The sequence below is a fragment of the Alishewanella sp. HL-SH05 genome (assembly GCF_052655985.1).
In genome coordinates this window covers 3219254-3237245 of sequence record NZ_CP199753.1, presented here as the reverse complement: position 1 = coordinate 3237245, position 17992 = coordinate 3219254, and the positions used below count along the sequence as shown (strand labels likewise).

The 17992-nt window shown below is 44.9% G+C and carries 19 protein-coding genes and 2 pseudogenes; 11 read left to right on the top strand and 10 right to left on the bottom strand.

What is annotated here, in order from left to right:
• Positions 1 to 10: 10 nt before the first annotated feature.
• From ACUJFL_RS14810 to ACUJFL_RS14800, 3 genes are read left to right on the top strand one after another with little or no spacing between them, the layout of a single operon-like run.
• The gene (locus tag ACUJFL_RS14810) at positions 11 to 388 is read left to right on the top strand and encodes a hypothetical protein (RefSeq protein ID WP_226751155.1); all 378 of its coding nucleotides are present in this window, start codon (positions 11 to 13) and stop codon (positions 386 to 388) included.
• Positions 385 to 1434, top strand: a complete 1050-nt coding sequence (locus ACUJFL_RS14805) for a hypothetical protein (RefSeq protein WP_226751156.1) — start codon at positions 385 to 387, stop codon at positions 1432 to 1434. Before ACUJFL_RS14810 ends, ACUJFL_RS14805 begins: the two co-directional genes overlap by 4 nt.
• Positions 1434 to 1835, top strand: a complete 402-nt coding sequence (locus ACUJFL_RS14800) for a type IV pilin protein (protein ID WP_445425381.1) — start codon at positions 1434 to 1436, stop codon at positions 1833 to 1835. Before ACUJFL_RS14805 ends, ACUJFL_RS14800 begins: the two co-directional genes overlap by 1 nt.
• A gap of 18 nt (positions 1836 to 1853) precedes the next feature.
• On the opposite strand, the gene ACUJFL_RS14795 is transcribed toward ACUJFL_RS14800, so the two are convergent.
• Both ACUJFL_RS14795 and nadE read right to left on the bottom strand, forming a co-directional pair.
• Positions 1854 to 2351: a GspH/FimT family protein gene (locus ACUJFL_RS14795; protein WP_445425380.1), complete on the bottom strand. Its 498-nt coding sequence runs from the start codon at positions 2349 to 2351 to the stop codon at positions 1854 to 1856.
• Between the two features lie 82 nt (positions 2352 to 2433).
• On the bottom strand, positions 2434 to 3261 hold the full coding sequence (nadE, locus tag ACUJFL_RS14790; protein ID WP_445429097.1) for an ammonia-dependent NAD(+) synthetase: 828 nt from the start codon (positions 3259 to 3261) through the stop codon (positions 2434 to 2436).
• 143 nt (positions 3262 to 3404) lie between these two features.
• Here nadE and glnB point away from each other — a divergent pair, with 143 nt between their 5' ends.
• Complete coding sequence (gene glnB / locus ACUJFL_RS14785; protein ID WP_226751160.1) at positions 3405 to 3743, top strand: nitrogen regulatory protein P-II; 339 nt, start codon at positions 3405 to 3407, stop codon at positions 3741 to 3743.
• Here glnB and ACUJFL_RS14780 read toward each other — a convergent pair.
• From ACUJFL_RS14780 to ACUJFL_RS14765, 4 genes and pseudogenes are all read right to left on the bottom strand, one after another.
• Positions 3740 to 5251: an FAD-binding domain-containing protein gene (locus ACUJFL_RS14780; RefSeq protein ID WP_445427894.1), complete on the bottom strand. Its 1512-nt coding sequence runs from the start codon at positions 5249 to 5251 to the stop codon at positions 3740 to 3742. The genes glnB and ACUJFL_RS14780 overlap by 4 nt on opposite strands.
• Before the next feature lie 3 nt (positions 5252 to 5254).
• A complete protein-coding gene (locus tag ACUJFL_RS14775) occupies positions 5255 to 6619 on the bottom strand; it encodes a DASH family cryptochrome (RefSeq protein ID WP_445427893.1) in 1365 nt (454 codons plus the stop codon).
• A complete protein-coding gene (locus tag ACUJFL_RS14770; RefSeq protein ID WP_445429110.1) occupies positions 6616 to 7518 on the bottom strand; it encodes a hypothetical protein in 903 nt (300 codons plus the stop codon). The genes ACUJFL_RS14775 and ACUJFL_RS14770 overlap by 4 nt, the downstream gene beginning before the upstream one ends.
• Positions 7519 to 7524: 6 nt before the next feature.
• A pseudogene (locus ACUJFL_RS14765) lies at positions 7525 to 8144 on the bottom strand (cryptochrome/photolyase family protein); the annotation flags it as partial.
• A 128-nt stretch (positions 8145 to 8272) separates the two neighbouring features.
• Here ACUJFL_RS14765 and ACUJFL_RS14760 point away from each other — a divergent pair.
• Positions 8273 to 8920, top strand: coding sequence for a ZrgA family zinc uptake protein (locus ACUJFL_RS14760; protein WP_445427892.1), 648 nt, complete (start codon positions 8273 to 8275; stop codon positions 8918 to 8920).
• A 176-nt stretch (positions 8921 to 9096) separates the two neighbouring features.
• On the opposite strand, the gene ACUJFL_RS14755 is transcribed toward ACUJFL_RS14760, so the two are convergent.
• Positions 9097 to 9642, bottom strand: coding sequence for a DUF3299 domain-containing protein (locus tag ACUJFL_RS14755; protein ID WP_226751165.1), 546 nt, complete (start codon positions 9640 to 9642; stop codon positions 9097 to 9099).
• Positions 9643 to 9709: 67 nt separating this feature from the next.
• On the opposite strand from ACUJFL_RS14755, the gene ACUJFL_RS14750 reads away from it, so the two are divergent.
• The 3 genes from ACUJFL_RS14750 to ACUJFL_RS14740 are packed head-to-tail and all read left to right on the top strand — an operon-like array spanning position 9710 to position 12161.
• Entirely contained in the window at positions 9710 to 10402 is a 693-nt protein-coding gene (locus ACUJFL_RS14750; RefSeq protein ID WP_445427891.1) for an ABC transporter ATP-binding protein, read from the top strand.
• Entirely contained in the window at positions 10396 to 11652 is a 1257-nt protein-coding gene (locus tag ACUJFL_RS14745) for an ABC transporter permease (RefSeq protein WP_445427890.1), read from the top strand. Before ACUJFL_RS14750 ends, ACUJFL_RS14745 begins: the two co-directional genes overlap by 7 nt.
• A gap of 8 nt (positions 11653 to 11660) precedes the next feature.
• Positions 11661 to 12161, top strand: a complete 501-nt coding sequence (locus tag ACUJFL_RS14740) for a DUF1543 domain-containing protein (RefSeq protein ID WP_445427889.1) — start codon at positions 11661 to 11663, stop codon at positions 12159 to 12161.
• Here ACUJFL_RS14740 and ACUJFL_RS14735 read toward each other — a convergent pair.
• The 3 genes from ACUJFL_RS14735 to ACUJFL_RS14725 all read right to left on the bottom strand — a co-directional run bounded on the left by ACUJFL_RS14735 (position 12112) and on the right by ACUJFL_RS14725 (position 15511).
• Positions 12112 to 13143: a metal-dependent hydrolase gene (locus ACUJFL_RS14735; protein WP_445427888.1), complete on the bottom strand. Its 1032-nt coding sequence runs from the start codon at positions 13141 to 13143 to the stop codon at positions 12112 to 12114. The genes ACUJFL_RS14740 and ACUJFL_RS14735 overlap by 50 nt on opposite strands.
• A 35-nt stretch (positions 13144 to 13178) precedes the next feature.
• Entirely contained in the window at positions 13179 to 13988 is an 810-nt protein-coding gene (locus ACUJFL_RS14730) for a PEP-CTERM/exosortase system-associated acyltransferase (protein WP_306177636.1), read from the bottom strand.
• A 614-nt stretch (positions 13989 to 14602) separates the two neighbouring features.
• Positions 14603 to 15511: a LysR substrate-binding domain-containing protein gene (locus ACUJFL_RS14725; RefSeq protein ID WP_445427887.1), complete on the bottom strand. Its 909-nt coding sequence runs from the start codon at positions 15509 to 15511 to the stop codon at positions 14603 to 14605.
• A gap of 148 nt (positions 15512 to 15659) precedes the next feature.
• Between ACUJFL_RS14725 and ACUJFL_RS14720 the strand changes: the two genes are divergently transcribed.
• The 3 genes and pseudogenes from ACUJFL_RS14720 (at position 15660) to ACUJFL_RS14710 (ending at position 17977) form a co-directional block, all read left to right on the top strand.
• Positions 15660 to 16103, top strand: a complete 444-nt coding sequence (locus ACUJFL_RS14720; RefSeq protein ID WP_372340902.1) for a DoxX family protein — start codon at positions 15660 to 15662, stop codon at positions 16101 to 16103.
• Positions 16104 to 16213: 110 nt separating this feature from the next.
• A pseudogene (locus tag ACUJFL_RS14715) lies at positions 16214 to 17156 on the top strand (glutathione S-transferase family protein).
• Between the two features lie 17 nt (positions 17157 to 17173).
• Positions 17174 to 17977 (top strand): DODA-type extradiol aromatic ring-opening family dioxygenase, encoded by an 804-nt coding sequence (locus ACUJFL_RS14710; RefSeq protein ID WP_445425368.1) that lies wholly within the window; start codon positions 17174 to 17176, stop codon positions 17975 to 17977.
• Positions 17978 to 17992: the final 15 nt, after the last annotated feature.

Below are 17992 nucleotides of genomic sequence, written 5' to 3'. Positions count from 1 at the left end.
CGGAGGCGCTATGAGAAATCGCGGCATGGTTTTACTCACTGCACTGTTGTTCTTAACGGTTATGTTATTAGTTGTAGGCAGTAATTTATTTATCAGCAAGTTAAGTGCTAAGTCTGCACAGGCAGCTCAGCAGCAGTTGCAGTTAGAGTTTCGTGCTTTAGAACAACATTTGATGATGTTAAATAATGTTGATCCTGAAGAATTACCTCGAAATAGCTGGGATATGCCTGCTTGTCCTGCCATTTACGCAGCGTGGAGTGATCCTGAATTGCAGTGTGAGCTGCTATTTGTTGAAACAGCTTTACGCAGTGATGAGCGGCCAGTGTTCGCTCGTTATAATAGCATTTTGCTGCGAAAACGCTTTCGGTTTGCGGAGGATAAGCCATGATGCGCTTTCTTCTATTGTTAGCCATTTTAGCGCTACCAGTACATGCGCTTTGCCCACCTTTAACCCCCGAGGCAACGCAAGTGAAGCTTCAGCATGATCTGAACGGGCAACTGTGGTTGCAAAGTAGTGAATCAGCTCAGCAGCTGCTATTAACTGAAGATAAACTGGGGAAGGTTGTCGCTCACCTTGAGCTTACCACAACGGGTATACATTCGCGTATTCAAGCTCAACCCTTAGTTGAAGATCGTAACCTTGATGGTGTCGTCGATCATATTTGGTTACTCAGTCGTGAAGGTTTACTTTGGCGTTTACCCTATGCCGATGGTCAGTTTGGTGTTGCCCGAGAAATGGCAGATTTAACCGCAAGTGGCCTACGCTTTATTGCAACCGCTGGCCTACTTAGAACGAAGCTACCAACGACCCTAGCGCCACCCAGTTGGGGTATTGCCGATCAGTATTTAGTATTGGTCATTGGCCGTCACCCGCAAACCGGGCACGATAGCATTATGCTATTACGATTTGGTTTAAATCGGTTGCAGCAAAGCGTTATTCATTATCAACACCTCGCCGACCGAACCTTATTAGATCCAGCAGAACAACCCCAAACACTCAGTGCACAAGATTGGCGCGCATTACTGTCTAATGCCGGTTGGAAGATACATTTACCAGGCAAAATTAGCAGCAAACCGTTGGTCGCTGCCGGTGTTTTGTATGCCCCTGTCGCCAAAACAGACACTGCTGCAGAGTGTGAAACAGAGCAAACTGAGCAGTTATTATATGCGCTGCAAGTGCATACTGGCGGTCGAGTTTATGCAGAGCGAATGATGACGGTGCCTTTTCTGGCGGATGCGCAACTGCGTTTGCGTCAAAATGCGGATAAAAGCATTAAATTAGAGTTAGGTTCAGACTTTCAAAACCGCTTGTTATTAACGAATTTACGTAAAGTGAGTGCAGAGTGTTATCACTGCAGTGAGCCGTTAAGTTTGGATAAGTTTCCTATTTGGCAGCGTTTAGCAACCTATCGAAGTGAACAAGGGGCTCACTAATGCAAGCGCGTGGTGTCACGCTTATTGAAATGCTGATTGTAGTGCTACTGATCGGCATATTAGGGGCTATCGCTTATCCCGCTTATCAGCAGTATGTGCTGCGCAGTTATCGCGCTGAAGCGGTGAAAACCTTGCTCATTCTCGCGAATAGGCAAGAGCAAAGGTTAGCAGATTATGGTGCTTATACCGCTGACTTGGCTCAGTTAGGCTTTGTGCAAAGCTTATCTGAGTCAGGGCGTTATCGAATTACTGTTGAGCTCACGGCAGGGAAATTTGCCTATCAGTTGCGCGTAACGGCAGAGGGGCCGCAAACCCAAGATCGTGACTGTTTACGTTTTAGTCTTAATCATCTGGGGCAGCGCAATCATACTTTAACTGAGCCGCTGTCGTGTTGGAACTAACGGCCGTTTAGCGACCTGTTAAATCGGACAAGCCTGCTCATAGCGCGTTAAACGATTGCGGCCAGCTTGGTTTAACACTAAGCGATAATGCCATTGATAGCGACTAGGAGGGCAATAGTAAAAGGTGCCATTTTCCAGAGCATCTAAGCTACCGTCGCGCCGAAATTGTAATTGTTGTCGATGGTAGCTTAGTCGATGGTCGTTTTTAAGCGCGGGCAGTTCGCGTAACAGCACGGTTTCATTATTAATTGGATCAAGTAACAGCAATTGAATGGGATCGTGCTGCCATTGTCCTTGACAGTGTTGACCTTGGATCGGACAGATTTTGACCGGTTGTTGGCTACTGCTCGCTTGGATCCTCGCAAAGTGTAAATGTCGACTGAACTGTTGCATGTAGCTGCTGGCGTGTTGCCGATGCATCAGTTCAGACATGGCCGGAGCAGCAATGGATAACAGGATAACCAGTACAAGTAGAGCAACAAGTAATTCGATTAAGCTTAAACCGCGTGAGATCATGGCGACACTCCTGCTGTATCAAACAATCAAGAGTGTAGCCAAGAATTCATGAAAGTTAAATTTAAATTAAAAAAATGTTTATTTATGGCAGATCATAAATAGTTGGGATCGGTTGACGCTTGTGTTGCGTCTTTTGGAAAATTTGCACTAAACGCTCTGAAACCGCAGCATCGACTGTTTTACCTTCCAGAAAATCATCAATTTGCTGATAGGTCAGGCCAAGCGCGGCTTCATCGGCTTTTTGTGGTGCTAGACACTCTAAATCAGCCGTAGGCGTTTTTTCAACCAGTGTGGCGGGTGCACCAAGATGTTTTGCCAAGGCACGAACTTGACGTTTGCTTAAACCAAATAACGGTGCCATATCGCAAGCGCCATCGCCCCATTTAGTATAAAAGCCGGTAATGTTTTCAGCAGAGTGATCGGTACCTATCACCAAGCCACCTTGCAGGGCCGCGATATGATACTGTGCCACCATACGACAGCGCGCTTTAACGTTGCCTTTGGCAAAGTCGGCTTGAGCTGCATTGGCTTGAGGTAAGCCTTCAATACCTGCTAGGGTGCTTTGATGTAAGGCATCGGCGGCGGCTTTGATATTTACAGTGACAACATGGCTAGGTTGAATAAAGCCCAATGCCAGTTGCGCTTCGTCTTCGTCTTTTTGTGTACCATAAGGTAAACGGACAGCGATAAAACGATAAGTATTTGCTGCGGTGGCATTCAGCTCATCAACAGCGAGTTGTGCTAAGCGGCCACAGGTCGTCGAATCGACACCGCCACTAATACCTAACACCAATGTGTTTAAGCCTGATGCGGTAAGTCGCGATTTAATAAAATCAATGCGGCGACGGATCTCGTGTTCAACGTCAATTTGCGGCAATACCCGCATTTCCCGGATAATATGTTGTTCCATAGTCATAATAGCCTCATCGATTAGTACCTGTTTATCTTAACGTATCTCAGCAGAAGAAGATCAACTAATTATTAGACAAAAGCTGAAGCCTTATGCGGCTTGTATTATACTGCGGCTATCAATGAGGGAATGGACGAAAAAACATGAAAAAAATTGAAGCGATTATTAAACCTTTCAAGCTTGATGATGTGCGAGAAGCGTTAGCTGAAATTAACATCACAGGTATGACTGTCACCGAAGTAAAAGGTTTTGGTCGGCAAAAAGGCCATACCGAGTTATATCGTGGCGCGGAGTATATGGTCGATTTTTTACCCAAAGTGAAATTAGACATCGTCGTACCCGATGACCAAGTTGAGCGTTGTATTGAAGCGATCGTGACAACCGCACAAACCGGGCGTATTGGTGACGGTAAGATTTTTGTATTCGATGTAGAACGCGTGGTGCGCATCAGAACGGGCGAAGAAGACGAAGAAGCGCTTTAGTCGTTAAATAACGCTAGTTGCTTGCGTGATATGGGCTTGCTTCGTGTCGTCGGTCGCTTACGGCTAGCATGTTTGCGTACAATTCGTTGTTTTTGCTCTTTCCAATCCGGTTGATGCTGTTGCAGCCAGTGTTTTAAACGCTGGCGAGCCAATTTAATCGCTTGTTCATGCGGCACAACGGGCGCGGGGTAATCGATATCTAATCGACATTCATACTGCTGTTGTTGTTGGCGGTTTAGCAACCAGGGTTGATGCAACCAGCCATCTGGCACCTGCTGTAATTCAGGCAACCACTGCCGTATAAACTTTCCTTCTGGGTCTTTCTGAATACTTTGTTTCACAGGATTGTACATGCGATTGGGATTAATGCCCGTGGTGCCAGCTTGCATTTGAATTTGTGGATAATGGATCCCAGGCTCGTAATCGACAAAGCAGCGGGCTAAGTGCAAAGCAACCGGGCGCCAGTGCAACCAAAGGTGATAACAGGCAAAAGCCACTAACATGGCTCTGGCACGAAAATGCAGCCAGCCGGTAGCTAACAAACTGCGCATGGCGGCATCTATCATCGGGTAGCCTGTTTGCCCCGTAGCCCAGGCCTGAAATAATCCCGCAGAAAAATCATTTTCTCTCATGCCATCAAAGCCACGATGCAGATTACGCATTTCTAGTTCAGGTTCATCTTCGAGCTTTTGCATAAAATGACAGTGCCAACGCAGGCGACTATAAAAAGCATCAAGACCGCGTTGTTGATTCTCGTGCTCAGTGGTCTTGCGCTGCTGCCAGGCCTGTTGTTGCAATTGGCGCATACTGAGCAAGCCATAACTTAAATAGGGGCTTAAGCGTGAGCAGGCCTGCGGAGCTTTACTAGCATAAGAGATGCCACCCCGATAGCTTTTCACTCTATTGGTTAGAAAGCTCTGTAAGGTGTTACTCAGTGCTGCTGCCTGCTGCGGTGACTGACAAAGTGGCAAATCTTTACTGCGTATTGGCCATTGCAGAGGGGCTTGCCAGTTAGCGGCAGTAATAAAAGGAAGCTGTTTGGGAATAGGAAATAATGGCTGTGTTAGCCACTCATCCGCTTGTTTAAACCAAAGATCACGATCGGCAAGCCGCCGAAATACCGCAAACTGCCGATACTGATGCCAAGGTATTGCTAGCTCATGCCATAGCTTTTCTACCGCCAGGTCGCGCTGATAACTCCATAAATTACCGGTTTCTTCATGGCTATACACCGCCGTAATGGGAAACTGCTCGGTCAGTTGTCGAAAGACTCGGCTTGCGGCGCCATAGAAGACCAATAAAGGCTGACCCAAGGCAGAGAACTGTTGCTGTAGCTGTTCTAAAGCTGAACAAATAAAAGCCCAATGGCGCAAAGAGGTATCAGGTTGCTGCCAGTAATCGGGTTCGATGATATACACCGGTAAAACCGCTGCACCTTGTTGTGCAGCGTAGTGCAAGGCGGCATGATCGGCTAAGCGTAAATCGCGTTTTAGCCATAACAGATGCATGGGCTAGTCCAACTCTTTTAACCAATTATGCCATTGAGCAGGGATCGGTGTGTTGGCTTGTGGGCGATGAGCTGTTTTATCCTTAGCGGTGAGTTCGGGTAACATGTGTCGAACAAAATCGGCTTTTGGATCATAGGCCAATGCTTGCTTTATCATATTAAAAGGGCGCGCTTCACTATTACCATAACCGGCAATATAGGCCCAATTTCCCCAGTTGCTGGCGCATTCGTAATCGAGCAGGCGTTGTTCAAAATATGCCGCACCCAAACGCCAATCTATGGCTAAATCATGGATTAAATAACTGGCCACATTTTGTCGACCGCGATTACTCATTAAACCACTTTGATTAAGTAAGCGCATATTGGCATCAACAAAAGGAATGCCAGTTTGACCAGCACACCATGCTGCAAACTTACGCCGTTGTGTTGCGGTAAGCTGCGGTGGTTGAAAATTCGGCTGACCTTTTATACCCGTTTGGCTAAACCAACGAGATTGGTATTTACGCATTTGCCAGCGAAAAAACTCTCGCCATAACAACTCGAACTTAAGCCAATAGGTTGAATCATTCGCTTGTACTTGTTGCTCAAATTCAACAATTTGTTGCCAAAGATCGCGCGCGGATAAACTGCCCATCGCTAAAGCGCTAGAAAAGAAACTGGCGTAATGCTCACCTTGCAGCGCATTACGCGTTTCTTTGTAATGTAAAATATGCTGCTCTTGCCAGATGAACTGCTGCAAGCGTTGCCAAGCGGCTGTTTCAGTAATAATGGGGGGGGTAGCCGCACTGCTCGCATGTCGATAATCATCTAATGCTGACCATTTGGCGTGGTAATGCTCAGCCTGTTGCGGTGTTGACCAATGTTGTTCAGCGCGGGGAGTAAAAGGTGTAACGGGAAACGATACTTGCAACAGCGGTTCGTGGTTTTTGCGAAACGTAGTAAAACGGTCTGGCATTCGATTGATATCAGGCCGAAGTGCTGCACCGAATAAGCTGTTGCAATCGATCAGTGTTAGCGTTATTGAGCCTGCTAATTGCTGCAACGCAGCATACTCGTGCGGTGAGGTAGGCTCGGCCGCAATTAGCGTTGTGGCATTCAGCTCATTTGCCAGTGCCTGCAAGGTACTGGTGGTATCACCAAACCGTAATATTAAACCGATCTGCTTAGTGGCTAAGGCCTGTTGCAGCTGTAAGATAGCCTGTATCTGTTGATTTAAACGCCATAAATTCGCGCGATAAAGCCCGTATTGTTGGCCGAAAAATTGGGCTTTATCTAATACTACTACCGCGTGTAAAGTACCGCTGCCAGCATTGAGCAGCGGGTTATCACGTAAGCGTAATGCCTGATTCAGTAGAACTAAGGTGCTCATAATTGCTCCAGCTTATTCAGCAACACAGACGCGTGCTGTTTAATTGCAGCTTGTTGTTCAGGCGTTTTGCGTTGCCAGTTTTTGAAAGCCAGTTGCAGCCGAGCGTTTTGACCTAATTGTTCATGGTTTCTGTCTAAAAAGTCCCAATACAGTGCATTAAACGGGCAGGCTTTCTCACCGGTAACATCTTTTACTTTGTAATGGCAATTTTTGCAGTAATTACTCATTCGATTTACGTAAGCGCCGCTAGCCGCATAGGGTTTTGACGCTAACTCTCCGCCATCGGCAAACAACGCCATGCCCATGGTATTCGGCAGCTCTACCCATTCATAGGCGTCGACATAGACCGCCAAATACCAATCGCATATCGCTTGCACATCTAAGCCCGCCAAAAGGGCAAAATTACCGGTAATCATTAAGCGCTGAATATGATGAGCATAGCCGTATTCCATCGTTTGCGAGATGGCTTGCTGCATGCAGCGCATTTTGGTTTTGCCACTCCAGAAATAACTGGGCAGCGGCGTCGTAGCAGAGAAAAAATTTTGCACGGCATAATCTGGCATTTTCAGCCAATACAGGCCGCGTACAAATTCACGCCAGCCTATGAGCTGGCGAATAAAGCCTTCGGCGGCATTTAAACTGACTTTCTCGCTACGCCAAGCGGCTTCGACTTTTTGGCACATCCAGCGCACATCAAGTAAACCCGCATTTAAATACATGGAGCAGAGGCTGTGAAATAAAAATGGCTGATCAACCAACATCGCATCTTGATAATCGCCAAAGTTGGCCAGTTGTTGTTCGATAAAATGCATAAAAGCTTGGCGCGCGTCTTTACCGGTTACCGCATATTGAAAATTATCGACAGAGCCAGGGTTATCAGCAAATTCAGTCGCAACCAACTGACACACTTGCTGAGTAATGTCATCGTGGCTAAATTTAAGGGGGGGATGGCCACTAAATCGGGTGGACAGGCTTTACGGTTTTCTTTATCAAAGTTCCACTGCCCACCAACCGGTTGTTGTTTAGCATCCAGCAGTAAGCCGGTGTAGCGGCGCATTTGCCGATAAAAGTACTCCATGCGCAGTTGCTGCCGGCCGCTAGCCCATTGGTTAAACATCTCTTTCGAGCAGAGAAAACGGTCGTCTTCGAGGATGGTGACAGGCCGCTGAAAATGCGCTGACCAACCGAGAATTTCTTGATGCAGACGGTATTCACCGCATTCCGTTATGGCAATTTCTGACATATCGGTTTGCGCAAGCGCATAGGCTACGGCGTCTGTCATGCTATGGATGCCGGCTTGCTGGCCATATTTAACGTAGCAAACTTTGCGGCCCTGTTGCTCTAGAACAGCAGCGAAATGGCGCATGGCACTGAAAATAAGTACAATTTTATGCTTGTGATGTTTCACATAGCTGGCTTCACTGCCAACTTCAGCCATTAAAATGACGTCATCCGCACTGGCTTCGCGCAGGCTGGCGATCGCGGGGCTAAGTTGATCACCTAAAATAACAATAAGTTTGGGCATTACGTCAGACCACTACAATCAATATCGCCTGATACGGGATTAACCGCCCATTTAGATCAGCTAGATCAGCATTGCGGCCAGACTAAATCTGAGTATGATGGTGGCAATAAATTTAAGAGGTATGTGCTGTGAAAAGAAAATTAGTTGCTTTGCTTATGGTTACAGGCAGTGTATTGGCTTATCAAGTTCAAGCTACCGATCAGGCGTTAGCCGCCTCAACCGCTAAAACTGAACGTCAGGTTGCCACAGAGGTATCCGAGTTGCATCAGCATAATGCTGGCGATGAGCATACGCATGCTGCTGCAGAGCATTCACATGAGGCCGATGATTTTACACAGCTTGGTACTCATGTGCATGGGGTTGCCAGCCTGACATTGATTTTAGAAGGAAATGAGTTGCAGTTAGCATTGCAAGCTGCGGCGGCTACTATTGTGGGCTTTGAACATGCCCCGCGTACTGCCGAGCAAAAGCAAGAATTAACGCTGGCATTAGACATCCTATCCCAAGGTCAGTGGTTAAATTTAAGTAAGGATGCAAACTGTGAAATTCAAGCCAGTGATGCGAGCACGGATCTGACCGAGCGCACCTACAGTGGTCACGGCGATTTTTATGCCAATATCAGTTTTTTATGTCAGCGCCCGGCATTGTTACAACAGCTTGATGTGAGTTTATTTAATCTGCTCCCATCGCTTCAAACGATGGATGTGCAGTGGGTGTTAAATGGTCAACAAGGTGCCGCTAAAGCGACGCTGGGTAACAGCCAAGTGCGCTTTTAAATAAAGCCTAATGCATCCGCACAACAGTGCTGTAATGCGTTTTAGCCTATTACTATCTGTGGATTGCAGATGAGTGCGTTTGTGAGCACATTTATTGGTTAAACAGGCGCTAGCCGATAAAAAAACCGGTCATTTAACGTGACCGGTTTTTTTGTAGGCAGATAAACGGAGTAACATTACCAAGTATATTCTTCTACTTTATCCGCTTTCATACTATAAGCCGCATTGGCTAAATCGTGAGACATGCTTTCGGTCGTAATAGTACCAATTATCCAAAATGGTGAATAAATCATATCTGCACGCAGGTTAGATGCACCACTCACATAAATAATTTGATTTGGTGGTGGTGGCGGTACGTGGATACAGGCACCAAAGTATGGCACGAGAAAGAAGCTCGTTACATTCTGATCAGCATCAAATTCCAGAGGGACAATAAAGCCAGGGATCTTGATTTTAACGTTATTGAACTCGGGTTTAACTTTGGCAGACTGCAAAATTTGCTGCCAGGCTTGTGCGGCAGGATCTTCACCATTGTAGTTTTCTTCAAACGGTGAAGGTTGGCTATAATCATGCGCCACTTCGGGCATGGCCATTAACGCCTGTAAATCATCTTCAGGCATTAAATCCGTCCACTCAATGGTTTTTACTTCGTTGGCATGCACGCTAAAAGCCAAACTTGCGGCCAGTACCAGAGAAAACGCAACAGACAACTTCTTGAACATTGGAGCTTCGCCTCTTAATTTTGCATAATAGCTTATAGGCTATCATAGCATGCATAATGGAGTACCTGTGACCACCAAGCCGAAAATTCCTGCTATTGAACTCAAAGATCTGCAATTCTGGTATCGCTCCGGTGCTTGGCAATTGTCACTACCGGCAGTAACACTCGAACATGGCCAACATTTATTTATACAAGGCGCTTCAGGTTCGGGTAAAACGACCTTGTTGAATTTGCTGGCGGGTATCACAGCACCCAGTGCTGGAGAATTATGGGTGCAAGGCCATGCTATGCATCAACTTAGCGCAGCAAAGCGCGATAAGCTGCGAGCCAGTCAAATTGGTGTGGTGTTTCAACAGCTCAATTTAATTCCTTATCTTTCAGTTTTAGATAACGTACTGTTACGCGCCACCTTTGCGGGTCAAGCAGCTATCACTTTACAGCAACGTGCTATCGATTTATTAAGGGCGCTAGGACTCACCGATGATTTACAGCGGCAGCGTGCCAGTGCCTTAAGTGTTGGCCAACAGCAACGGGTGGCCATTGCGCGCGCCTTGTTAACGCAACCCGCTTTGTTAATCGCTGACGAGCCGACTTCGGCGCTGGATGCGAATAATCGCGATGCCTTTATGCAAGTACTGTTAACCGAAGCGGATAAGTGTGCAACAACAGTCATTTTTGTTAGTCATGATCAGCAACTCAAGCGCTATTTTCACTTTGAGTTATCGATGGCTGATTTGGCTAAAGGAGTGGTGGCATGTTAATCAAACTGGCACGTCTGAGTTTATGGAATCGGAAAGGTACAGCGTTAATGACTCTGTTGTCGCTAACGCTCAGTTTAGTGTTGCTATTGGGCATCGAACATATTCGTAAGGAAGCGCGCAGCAGTTTTACTAATACCGTATCGGGTACGGATCTAATTGTGGGTGCGCGCTCTGGGCAATTAAATTTATTGTTGTATTCGGTCTTTAGAATTGGCAATGCAACCGCTAATGTCAGTTGGGCAACCTATGAGCGTATTGCTAAGCATCCACAAATTAGTTGGACCATTCCGCTAGCCCTAGGTGACTCGCATCGAGGTTATCGTGTGCTAGGCACAAATCAAGGTTACTTTGAGCATTATCGCTATGCCAACCAGCAAGCTTTAAGCTTTGCAGCTGGCGAGCAATTTGCAGGCGTCTACGAGGCGGTATTGGGGGCAGAAGTCGCTAAACAATTAGGCTATCAGCTGGGACAAGAAATCACGCTGGCGCATGGTGTAGGCGCCGTCAGTTTCTCTGAGCACAAAGATAAGCCTTTTGTGATTAAAGGTATCTTAGCGGCCACGGGCACACCAGTTGATCAAACCGTGCATATTAGCCTTGAGGGCATAGAAGCGATACATATCGATTGGCAGCAAGGCGCGCCAATGCCTGGGCGTAAAATTAGCGCTGAACAAACCTTAGAAATGGATTTAACCCCAAAGTCGTTAACGGCTTTTATGGTGGGGCTTAATTCAAGAATGGCCACTTTTGTTGTGCAGCGGCAAATTAATGAGTTTCGTGGTGAGCCGTTAACCGCTATTTTACCTGGTGTGGCTTTAGCTGAACTGTGGCAAATGCTCAGTATGGTTGAGAATATTTTGTTGTTAATCACACTCATGGTGCTTGCTGCCGGTTTAGTTGGCATGATGACAACTTTACTGGCATCGATGCGCGAGCGGCAGCGTGAAATGGCCATCTTACGCGCGGTAGGGGCGAGCCCGTGGTATGTTTTTTGGTTAATTCAATTAGAAGTACTGTTATTAACTTTGGTTGCTATGTTGCTGTCGGCAGCAGTTTTGTTGTTAACGTTATTTGGTGTGCAAGATTGGCTAGCAGCCCATTATGGCCTGTTTATTAGCGTGATGCCTTTTAGCACCGAAACATTGTACTGGGCGGGCGGCATTTTAGCGGCAGCCAGTGTCTTGGCGTGTATTCCGGCATTTGTGGCCTATCGAAAAGCCTTGACCGATGGTTTAAGCGTAAAATTATAAGGTTTAACATGAAATTATTTATGGTGTATTTGGGTGGTACCGCTCCGGGCGCGAATATTGAAGTGCATGATATACGCTTTGTTGTCGGTGAAAGTATTAAAGATACTTATCCGCAGTTACGGCAGCAATGGTTTGGTGAGGCTAAAGGCCTACACCTAGACAGCTATTTAGAAGTGCATGATATTGATGGTTATCACATCACGTTGGTTGCTGAGCCGGTGCAGCAAGTGCAAAAGCTTTATTTTGTTAACTTTGGTGGCTATTATCCATCGCAAATGGCAGAGCAGCACGAGTTTATGCTGTGTGTGGCAAGCTCTGCGGTTGAAGCTAAAAAGCGTGCCAAGGCGGCGTTACTGACTAAGGCACAAAGCTCACACAAAGATGATTTATTGGAACTTGATAACTTGATTCAGCTCGATCAGCTGCAAGGTTACTATATTGAGCTACAACCGAGCGGGGCTAATCAAGCACAGCAGCCGGACTGGTTTGGTTATGAGGTGATTGGCTAAACTCAGTAGGTTCCTCACCTTTTAGCGTTAACCAAATCCAATTGAGGGTAGCTGATAGCTCTAATTTACGCGGTAAGCGTAATGAGGTTTCAGCTGCTTGCTCGGCCACCACAAAACTAAAAGCATAATTTTGCTGCTGTCCCATGCGCAGATCGGTTAACACAATTTGATGTTTTTGCTGCTCTAAGGCATAAAAACCATGGCTGAAACTGGCTAGCTTCTGCACGTCAGGATGCAAAGCATATTGCTCAAGCAAAAGAGGGTCTTGTTCAAATCGCACCAATTCCATGGTAGCTTCCTTTTCGAGTAGTGAATAAAACCCTTCGTAATAGGCTTCATCCGTTCGGATCAACACGCGCCAAAGTAGCGTATTTAACGCGGTAGGTTGCACCAACAATTTCGTGGAGTGGCTATTGATCTCTGTTAATTGGCTTTTCACTACACCGGTTACATGTTGTTGCGCCGCCACACTCCACAACAGATAACAGCTTGAAAAGACTAATCCTGCCGTATTGGCCGCGAGTAGTGTTTTCCCTTTCAGTAATACCCAAATAACGCCAAACAATAGCGGTATGGTATACAAGGGATCAATAATAAAGATACTGCCAACACCGTACGGATAGTCAGAAAAGGGCAGGGCAAGCTGTGTCCCATAGATGGTCATGGTGTCGAGTAGTGGATGGGTGATCAATACCAGCCACAAGCCGAGTAACCAATGTTTGTAGTGGGCCATTTCATTATGAATGCGACAGACAAGCAGCGCGAGCAAAGGAGAGAATAAGGTTAGATAAAACAAAGAATGACTAAAACCGCGATGCTGTACCATATTGCTAAGGTCATCGCCATAATCGATTAAAACATCTAGATCAGGCAGTGTTCCGGCAATAGCGCCCCATAAGGCGGCTTTTTTAATTGAGGTGTGTTTACCCACTACTGCAACAGCGACCGCTGAACCCAGTGCTATTTGAGATAGTGAATCCATATAAACAATATGCTCTTTAAAAAGGTTTGGGGGTGCTAAGCGTTATAATGCTCAAAAGAGCCATTGCGTAACTGTGCCGCAAGAACTCGCCATAACTCTCGATAATCATCGCAAAGTGTATGAATACATTTATCAATGTCTAGGTAATAGGCTGCACGTTTGCCATTTAGTTCAATCGGATTACTGATTTGCTGAAACTGAAACCCAACACGATTGAGCATTCGCGCTAAAGCGGGGGCAACCGCTACATAGGCATGCTTTAAATTTAATAAGCGTGCTTGCTCTAGGGCTGCGAGGTATAAACCGGCAGAAATGTAGCGATAGTGTGTTTGAGTATCAGAATCTGAAACCGCGGCGACTTGCGATAAAATGGGGTTTTGTTGGCTTTGAATATTTCTTCTAAATGAGGCGGCAACCGCTAAACGAGAAAACTCACTCACGGCTTCACGATCAAAAGCGCTGGGAACTAAGTCAGGTTGAGTGAATTCGTCTTTGAAATAATGTTCGATAGGCAACAGTTCGGCGTCGTTGTTTGAAGCAATTAACCGTAAAGTACCCGCAGATTCGCCCGTTCTGCGATGTTGCAATAAGCAATGAATAGAACGGCGGTCGTAATCATCTAACTCCAAACCTGAAGGGCTGACAGGTTCATAGGCTAATTCTTCACAGTAGACTTGATGTCTTAAGCGGAAAACGCGGTCTCGATCTTCGCGGCTAAAAGCTTTTTTAAGCTCAAAATCTTGGTTAAAACAGGTGGTCCAATGTAAGTTTTGTGGTGCTTTCTCTGTAACAGTCGTCACACACTGTTCAGACGGCGCGACAACAGCCTGATTATTTTGATACATAGCAAAACCCTAAATGCGGCAAAAGTGTTTATTTTTTTACAGCAGTTATACGTTCATTGGGTGAAAAGACCTAACACACCAGAATAAAAACATGCCGCGAATCAACTACTATGCCGACAAGATGCAACGAGATCAATGCAGAACAGCTGTTTTTTTACCAACATAAGCAGGATCTTACTTAATATAATGAAATATCTAATTAAATATTTTAAGGCTGATAGCGGGTTCTACTATTTCTATGTTAGAAATCGCTTAATAAAATTATTTTAAGATTAACTTATGCTTAATCGTTTTACAAAATGAGCGGTTTTATTGCAAAAAAGTATATCTAGTAGTAAAGCTCAGTAACACAGAATGTTGTTGCAGAAATGAAAAACGGCGCTTAAAAAGCGGCATATTCATTTGGTGTAGGTGAGAGGGCACCGGTTTGGTGTTTATTATAGTCGCCAAAACAGTTCCTCCATTGTTTAAGTAAGCTTCTTATGGTTTATGCTTGCGCAGGAGCTACGGAGTTTTATTTGTCATAAGCTAGCAGATAGTCGTTTGACGGGTATTTTTACTGCAAGCTAGGACATTTCCAATCTCAGTTAATGCCTCTTAGTAGGAGATTTTAATCAATAAACATCCCAATAAGGGGGGTCTCCAAAATAAGAGCTCATAAAATCGAGAAAGACACGTAGCTTTGGCGCAAGAAGTTTCCGATGAGGGTAGACTGCATATAAGCTCATCGCATCCACTTCAATGTCATTTAACATGGTTTTGAGTTTGCCTTGTTTTAGTGCTTCACCCACGATAAAAGTTGGTTGTAGAATATACCCTTCACCAGCAGTAGCTGCTGCCGTCAATATCTGACCATTGTTTGCAGTCAATCCTACTTGATTATTCTGTGAATTAGCGCGTAATACCCTCATGAGTGGGTGATTGGATGAGGCGTAATCCGTGTAGCTGTAATGTAAGAAATGCGAGCTGTTCAATTCATCAGGCTGGCTGGGATTTCCGTACTTTTCAATGTATGAAGGGGCTGCGCAAAGCACAAGTTTTATTGGCGCTATTTTTTTTGCAATTAATGATGAGCTTTTTAAGTTCCCAATTCTCAGAGCTACATCAAACCCTTCTTCGATGACATCCACCTTACGATCACTCAACTCTAGGTTAACACCTACTTCCGGATACTTTTTTTTGAAATCCCGAATAAGGGGTGCAAGGTGCAATGTTGAAAAGTCTACTGGCGCACTGATTTGTAATAGACCTTTTGCAGTACTTTGCAACTCACCAAAGTGGTTTTCCATGTCATGAACACTCTCCAGAATATGCATGGCATGATGTAAACACTGCTCACCTTCTTGGGTTAAGTGAACGCGCCGAGTTGTTCGGTTAAACAGTCTTACGCCAAGCTGATCTTCAAGCTGCGATACATATTTACTTACTAGTTGATTTGATGTCTCTAGTTTCTCAGCAGCTTTGGTAAAGCTGCCTAGTTCTGCCACGGTAACAAACGCTTTCATTGTGTCTAATCGATCCATAGATAAATTCTATATTACAAATGATATGTTGATAATTATTCCATAATATCATTATTTATCCATTTATATGTTGTTAGTAGTATAGATCTCAACCTGATTGAGGTGGTCAGCTCGGTCAGTCTTTAATAATCACTTAGAGAGGAATTTTATGATAAACAAGCAAACTATACATAATATATTGAAATCAGATGCAGGCGTTGCTGCGTTAGCTTTAAGAGTACCTGTTGGGATTATCCTAGCTGCTCATGGTGCACAGAAATTGTTTGGCTGGTTTGGTGGTTATGGTCTTGAAGGTACTGGGCAATGGTTGGAAAGTATCGGATTGGCGCCAGGGTATTTGATGGCCCTCTTGGCAGGTAGCGCAGAATTCTTTGGTGGAATAGCCTTGATTCTTGGCTTGTTAACCAGACCTGCTGCAGCGGTAAGTGCTTTTACTATGTTAGTGGCTATTTTTAGCGTGCACTTTGAGCATGGTCTTTTCTTATCAAACAATGGATATGAATTTGCTCTTGCTTTGTTAGCTGCAACAGTAGCGCTAACCATTCAAGGAGCTGGAAGTTATGCAGTGGATAATGTCATAACAAAAACGTAGTTGGTTGTGCTTTAAAAGATAATCTTTCGCTCTAAAAGCAAGCTGCTTGATTTTTATCAGTAGTGCCTTTCTGTGTAGCGGGAAGGCCATTTCTATGGCGGTATTAGCCAATGTTAGTCAATGGTGTTTGGCAAGAGAACTGGCAACCAGTTCAAAATAAGGATGAAAAAGGTCGCTTTATACGACAAACATCTTCATTTCAACATTGGATTACAGCCGATGGTTCTCCCGGCATAACTGGTGAGGGTGGTTTTAAAGCGGAGGCTAATCGATATCACTTGTACGTTGCCTATATTTGTCCTTGGGCAAGCCGCACCTTAATGGCGAGAGTCTTAAAAGGTTTGGAAGATATTATTTCTGTTTCAGTGGTTAATCCCAAACTCATGGATCAAGGATGGAAGTTTGGTGGCTTTAAAGATAGTGACCATGATGATCTAAATGGGGCGACCTATTTACATGAGCTATACACCGAAGTCACACCAGATTTTACTGGCAGAGCAACCGTACCTGTTTTATGGGATAAAAAAACACAGACTATCTTAAAAAATGAGTCAGCGGATATTGTTCGAATGTTTAATACCGCGTTTGTTGAGATTGTTGGCGAAGGTTTAGATTTGGTACCTAGGGAGTTAGAGGGGCAAATTGATGTGTTCAACGACTATATATTCCAATCTCAATAACGGTGTTTATGAGGCAGGTTTTGCGTCCAATCAAGAAGCTTATGAAGAGGCTTATGAAAAAGTATTTACGGCACTCGACTCGATGGAACAAAAGCTAGCAGATGGGCGTAAATTCCTTTTTGGTGAAGCATTCACTGAGTCAGATATACGTTTATTTGCGACCTTGATCCGATTCGATGTTGCTTATTATGGGCTATTCAAATGTAATCGAAACATGATCAAAGAGATGCCAAAGCTCCATGCTTATATGTATCGCATTTTGTCGATGGAGGGCATTGAGAGCACCGTCAATATTGAACACATTAAGGCAGGTTATTACTCGATAAAGGCGCTGAACCCAATGGGAATTGTTCCTGTAGGCCCTTGGTTTTAAAACTAACCGGAATTTATATGAAATCGAAACGAAATATTGTCTACCTTTCTCATGGCGGCGGCCCCATGCCGCTATTGGGAGATCCTGATCATGACGAAATGATCAAAACTCTAAAAGAAATCGCGGCAGAAGTGGGTAAACCTAGCACAATATTGGTGATAAGCGCCCATTGGGAGGCACGTTTACCGACAGTAACGTCAGGAATAAGTCCTGGAATTATCTATGACTACGTTGGGTTTCCAAAAGAATCGTATGAGATCCAATATCCCGCTTCGGGTGAACCAGAATTGGCAGAGTGTGTTTTCAATGCACTTAAAGAGCACGGTATCGACGCTGCGAAAGATGATCAACAGCGTTTTGATCATGGCTTATTTGTACCACTTAAGATCATGTACCCTGAATTTGATATTCCATGTGTGCAGCTTTCTTTAGAATACACTCTAGATCCCTTACTGCACATTCAGATAGGTAATGCATTGAAATCGCTGAATTGGGATAATCTACTGGTCTTAGGATCTGGCTCTTCATTCCACAATATACGTGCATTTTTTACCCCAGATGCTCAAGGCGCGCTCGCCAATAATATTGCTTTTGATGAGTGGCTCAGGGAAACAATAAATGATGTGAGTTTGTTAGAACAGGAAAGACTTGAAAGACTTGTAAATTGGACGTCGGCCCCAGGAGCTAGGTATTGTCACCCAAGAGAAGAGCACTTGATTCCGCTACACGTTTGTTACGGCATGGCTACGAAATCTAGCTCTAAAACGTATAGAGCGGAAATAATGAAAAAACAGTTTTCAATGTTTTATTGGGGGGAATGAGAACAGTTGCTTACG